The following is a 4,286-nucleotide window of genomic DNA, read 5'->3' as shown; positions in this document are numbered from 1 at the left end:
CAACGAATGGCCGCGGGCCAGCCCCAGACTCAAGGTTTCACGTTCTTCGGCACTCATGTGTCTATAAGATCTCGTTCGCATGGCAACACCGTAGCCCTTCAGGGCCTGCAGTGTTGCACTTGGAGTTAGAACTCAAGCAGCGAAAAGGAAGGCTTTTTCCCAATTCTGATTCATAAGGAATGGCCCGAACGAAATGATTGCGCCCTGCTAACCAGCAAAGGCTTTGCCTCCAAAGCGGCCCGAGACGTTCTTGACCTCATGGGCAAATCGAAGGAACCGCTCACCTTCTTCTGCATTCATGATGCGGACGGCCCAGGAACCAAGATCTATGAAGCGCTGCAAGAAGGAACTTCGGCACGCCGAGGGCGAGACGTGCGCATCGTAAACCTCGGCCTTGACCCACAAGAAGCACAGGCCATGCATCTCGAAGTAGAAACATTCCAAAGACAAAGCAAAGTTCCTGTCGCGTCCTATCTCTCGAACGAGGAAAAGGAATGGCTCCAGAAACATCGCATCGAATTGAATGCCATGGATACACCGACATTCGTGACTTGGCTAGATAGCAAGCTGCGATCGCACCATAACGGCAAGGTCATTCCTCCCGTAGACGTACTGATGCGTCGGCTGCGGAATACAATTCAGGAAACCTTGAAGGAGGGAATCAGGATCAGGCTACTTGAACAGGCTGGTTTTTCAGATCATGTACGTCTCGCGCTTCAATCTATCGATCCTGATATAGCAGCCCAAATGCCGGGACTGTCTGACCGAATCGCCGCAGTTCTCAATGACAAAGACAAACAGAAAGAGCACTGGGTGAAACCTCTAGATCGTGTCGCCGAGCAGCTGGTACGGGATTTTCTTTCCCGCAGTTCTCGCAACAACTAAACGCGTACGTTCCGCCTCAAAGCGTGTCTGGTGCTAGGGCAAGTTTTTGCTAGCACCAGACATCTACCTCGGGTCATATCTACTACCAAACTTCTCAGCAACACCCTAGCAAGACATCAGTCCCTCATAGCCCTCTTCGACGGGCCACCCCACAGCCATAACGACCGGAATCTTGTCAGTGAATTAGTCCTGCAAGCATGTTTTGAACAGGTACACCCTACGGTGAGGGCGAGCTCATGGCTGCCGTAACCGAAACTGAAAGGTGAACGCAAAGGAGACAGGACGATGATTAAACAACTCAAGGACGGACGCTTTTATGTCAGCGTGGTTTGCCCCGATGGTGTGCGCCGCTGGCGCATCTTACGCACCCTGGGGGGCGCTCACTTATTCGAAGCCGCTGGAGAAGATGGATGGTTCAACGGAATGGCGGCCAAATCCGGAGAGAACCATAATGGAAACCGCTTGGTTTGGAACCTGAGTCGAGCATGGCGTCGTCTCGTTGCGCGCATCGCCCACGGTTTACAGAGCTAGGGTGCCACGAGGAATCATGGCTGATACGGAACTTGGAGGTCTTCATGACGGGAGCAACAGGTAAGGGAGCCACGCGCGTGGCCTGGGTTACTGATATTCATCTGGATTTCTTGAGTCGGGAGGAATGTGAGGCGTTCTATGTCTCCATCACGCGGAATGAACCGGATGTGCTCTTTATCACGGGAGATATCTCCGTCGCTCCGGCGCTGGTGCCGCATCTCGAAGTACTGAGTCAGACTCTGAACAAGCCCATCTATTTCGTGTTGGGGAATCACGACTTCTATGGCGGGTCGATCACCGAAGTGCGGGCAACTCTTCGAGAATGTTTCCGTGCGCATCCGTTCCTGACGTATCTCCCAGACGCGGGCATTGTTCCCTTGACTCCATCAACGGCGTTGGTGGGCTGTGATGGATGGGGCGACAGTCGGTACGGGAACTATGCCAGGTCACCCATGAAAATGAATGACCACCGCTTTATCCAGGAACTGACGGGTCTGACTCGGGTTAAACTTCAGCAGGAGCTGATGCGGTTGGGCGACGAAGCCGCTGGCTATCTTCGTCAGACCTTGCCAAACGCATGTGATCGCTATCCTCACGTCATTCTCCTTACCCATGTTCCTCCATTTCCAGAATCCTGCCGGGGTCGTGGGCAGCGGCATCATGATGAGTGGCTTCCGTTCTATGCCTGCCAGGCGGTGGGGGATGTGTTGCTCGAGACTATGCGGGTGAGGCCGAATTGCCAGCTCACCGTGTATTGCGGGCACACGCACCATAGCGGTACCGCACAGGTGTTGCCGAATCTCACAGTCTTTACGGGTGCAGCTCAGTATGGGAAGCCACACGTCAATGCGGTGATTGAGGTTCGGTGAGCGCCTAGCCTTCACTCATGCTGAGACCCGGTGATGGATTGATTTCTAAGGCCCGTCTGGCCGAGGAGGTGTTCCCGGTGATCGAGGTCGGGGCAGGACGTACCGTAGATATTGTGGTTTCACGCGGACTTATAGTGACTACGCGCATGGATTTACCTGAGAAATGACTTCGTCTGAGCCGACCGCGGTTGCAGGGGTTTTCCTCATGAGCTCTGTAGTGCGGAATAGTAGAATGTGCTCTCCAGTCGTGGGGTTTCACACGTTGTGATGATTTACCCAATGCCATGGAGTCCCATAGCAATCTACAAAGGGTGTGCCTTTGAGGACCGATACTGTGCCCCAGAAATGACCCGAGGGAAATAGTCGACGACTGGAAATTTTCTTCGGGATGGGCGTGAGATTCGATCCGCGGCCCATCGACGAAGCGCAGGTCTCTTCGCGTCACTCTTGCCCGATCAGGTCTTTACAAAACCACAGATGGATACGTGCCTCACGAGCTCCGCACCATCCCGCGCTGGTTGACCAGTCGGGCGCCGGGTTGGCGGGCTGGTCAATGCGGGTTCAATCGTCATGGAAGAGGTGGCGGCTGGATGCGGGACCTGAGGTCGACGCCTATGACGGTCGACGGCGCCGGTAAAGTCGGCCACCATAAAAACCATAACCATGCCACTCCACCCCCGACCATCGTCCCGAGCAGGTCCTCCCGGGTGCCGGCGGGCCATCCGCGCGAGCACGCTTCTTCTGAGATTCTCCCGTTTTCTCCCCTCTGCCACCTCGATCCTCACATCAGAGTCATAGCCCTCACAATCGAAGTCCGATCCGTTGGATGTCCGTCATGATCAGGGGGGTGGGCATCACACAGGTGTGCCCATGACTCGAGCCTTCACCCCTACCGAAAACACTGCCAGCACAGGGGCGCATCTGGCACGAAACGCCACCCCCATTTCCCCATGGGCCAACACAGACTGTCTCTAGCACGCGTCGTTCTGCCGTGCTGCCGTGCCGGAAAGGAGTGCCCTATGTCCCTCGATCTGGTGTCTAGTCCGTTTCTCACCCTCAAGGAGGCTGCGGCCTTCCTTCGCTATAGCCCCAGCAGTCTCTATAACCGGGAGGATATTCCCCGCTACAAGCTGCCCGGTTCCAAGGATTGGCGGTATGACCGGGCAGAATTGTTGGCCTGGGCCAAGTCCGCGGTCCCTCAGCGACTCCAGCCGGAGCTCGAGCCATCCGCTCTCCCACCCGCGATGTCTCCGGAACCCCGGAAGGTTCCGCGTCACCGCACCTCACGCTATCGCTAATAAGGAGTGTCCCTGCCATGACGTCCCGCCGCCCGAAGCCCACCCTGCCACCTGCCAGCGCCTCGCCCGCATGTGCTGCCCATGCGAAACCACTGATCCAACGATCGAAATTCAAAATTCGCCGACGCCCGACCAAAACCCGTGGCGTTGCCATCGATCTGGAATATTGGTTCGAGGGGGAACGGTACAGGCCAACGTTAGGCTACGATCTCTCCGCCGACGCCATCGATAAGGCTGCCTCCGAGATGGTGTTGCAGATTCAGAGCGGGGCCGTCTCCGGGGAGCTTGCCCCGCCTCCACGCGGGGGGATGACGATGGCCGCGTTCAAGCCGGCCTATCTGGATGAACTCCGTGAACGGCGGGTCGCGGACATTCATCGGGCAGAGAAGGTCATCGATACCTATCTCATTCCTCACTTCACCATGCCGTTTGGAGACCTTCGCTATAGCAATGGGCAGGAGTACATTAAGAAGCGACGCGCGGCGAATCCCCGTCCGAGTGACGGCACCATCGCACGTGAATGGTCAATTCTGAACTCATTTCTCAATTTCGCAGCACAGGTTGGGGAAATTCCGTCGAATCCCCTGAGCGCAATCACTGCTCCTGTGAGCGGGGCCCGCGACCGGATGCCAGAACCGGAGGAGATCACCACCCTCTTTGAACTTGCCACCGCACGGTTACGGCGCGCGGCGTGTGTAGGCAT

General features: G+C 56.4%; 5 protein-coding genes. All 5 read left to right on the top strand.

Going from position 1 to position 4,286, the window contains the following annotated elements:
- The first annotated feature begins 258 nt into the window (after nucleotides 1–258).
- A complete protein-coding gene (locus Q7U39_17740) occupies nucleotides 259–885 on the top strand; it encodes a hypothetical protein (GenBank protein MDO9119804.1) in 627 nt (208 codons plus the stop codon).
- Nucleotides 886–1,170: 285 nt separating this feature from the next.
- Nucleotides 1,171–1,416 (top strand): hypothetical protein, encoded by a 246-nt coding sequence (locus tag Q7U39_17735; protein MDO9119803.1) that lies wholly within the window; start codon nucleotides 1,171–1,173, stop codon nucleotides 1,414–1,416.
- Between the two features lie 44 nt (nucleotides 1,417–1,460).
- Nucleotides 1,461–2,285, top strand: coding sequence for a metallophosphoesterase (locus Q7U39_17730; protein ID MDO9119802.1), 825 nt, complete (start codon nucleotides 1,461–1,463; stop codon nucleotides 2,283–2,285).
- A gap of 1,019 nt (nucleotides 2,286–3,304) precedes the next feature.
- On the top strand, nucleotides 3,305–3,583 hold the full coding sequence (locus Q7U39_17725; protein MDO9119801.1) for a helix-turn-helix domain-containing protein: 279 nt from the start codon (nucleotides 3,305–3,307) through the stop codon (nucleotides 3,581–3,583).
- 17 nt (nucleotides 3,584–3,600) lie between these two features.
- The coding region (locus tag Q7U39_17720; GenBank protein MDO9119800.1) for a hypothetical protein at nucleotides 3,601–4,286 on the top strand (686 nt) is incomplete at its 3' end.

It is taken from the genome of Nitrospira sp., assembly GCA_030653545.1.
In the GTDB taxonomy this organism is placed as follows: Bacteria; Nitrospirota; Nitrospiria; order Nitrospirales; family Nitrospiraceae; genus Nitrospira_D.
This window is presented reverse-complemented; position numbering and strand designations above follow the sequence as displayed.

Excerpts from the sequence above, each read along its gene's own strand:
- Q7U39_17740 (MDO9119804.1), top strand. The coding sequence starts at position 259 with ATGGGCAAATCGAAGGAACCGCTCACCTTCTTCTGCATTCATGATGCG.
- Q7U39_17735 (MDO9119803.1), top strand. The coding sequence starts at position 1,171 with ATGATTAAACAACTCAAGGACGGACGCTTTTATGTCAGCGTGGTTTGC.
- Q7U39_17730 (MDO9119802.1), top strand. The coding sequence starts at position 1,461 with ATGACGGGAGCAACAGGTAAGGGAGCCACGCGCGTGGCCTGGGTTACT.
- Q7U39_17725 (MDO9119801.1), top strand. The coding sequence starts at position 3,305 with ATGTCCCTCGATCTGGTGTCTAGTCCGTTTCTCACCCTCAAGGAGGCT.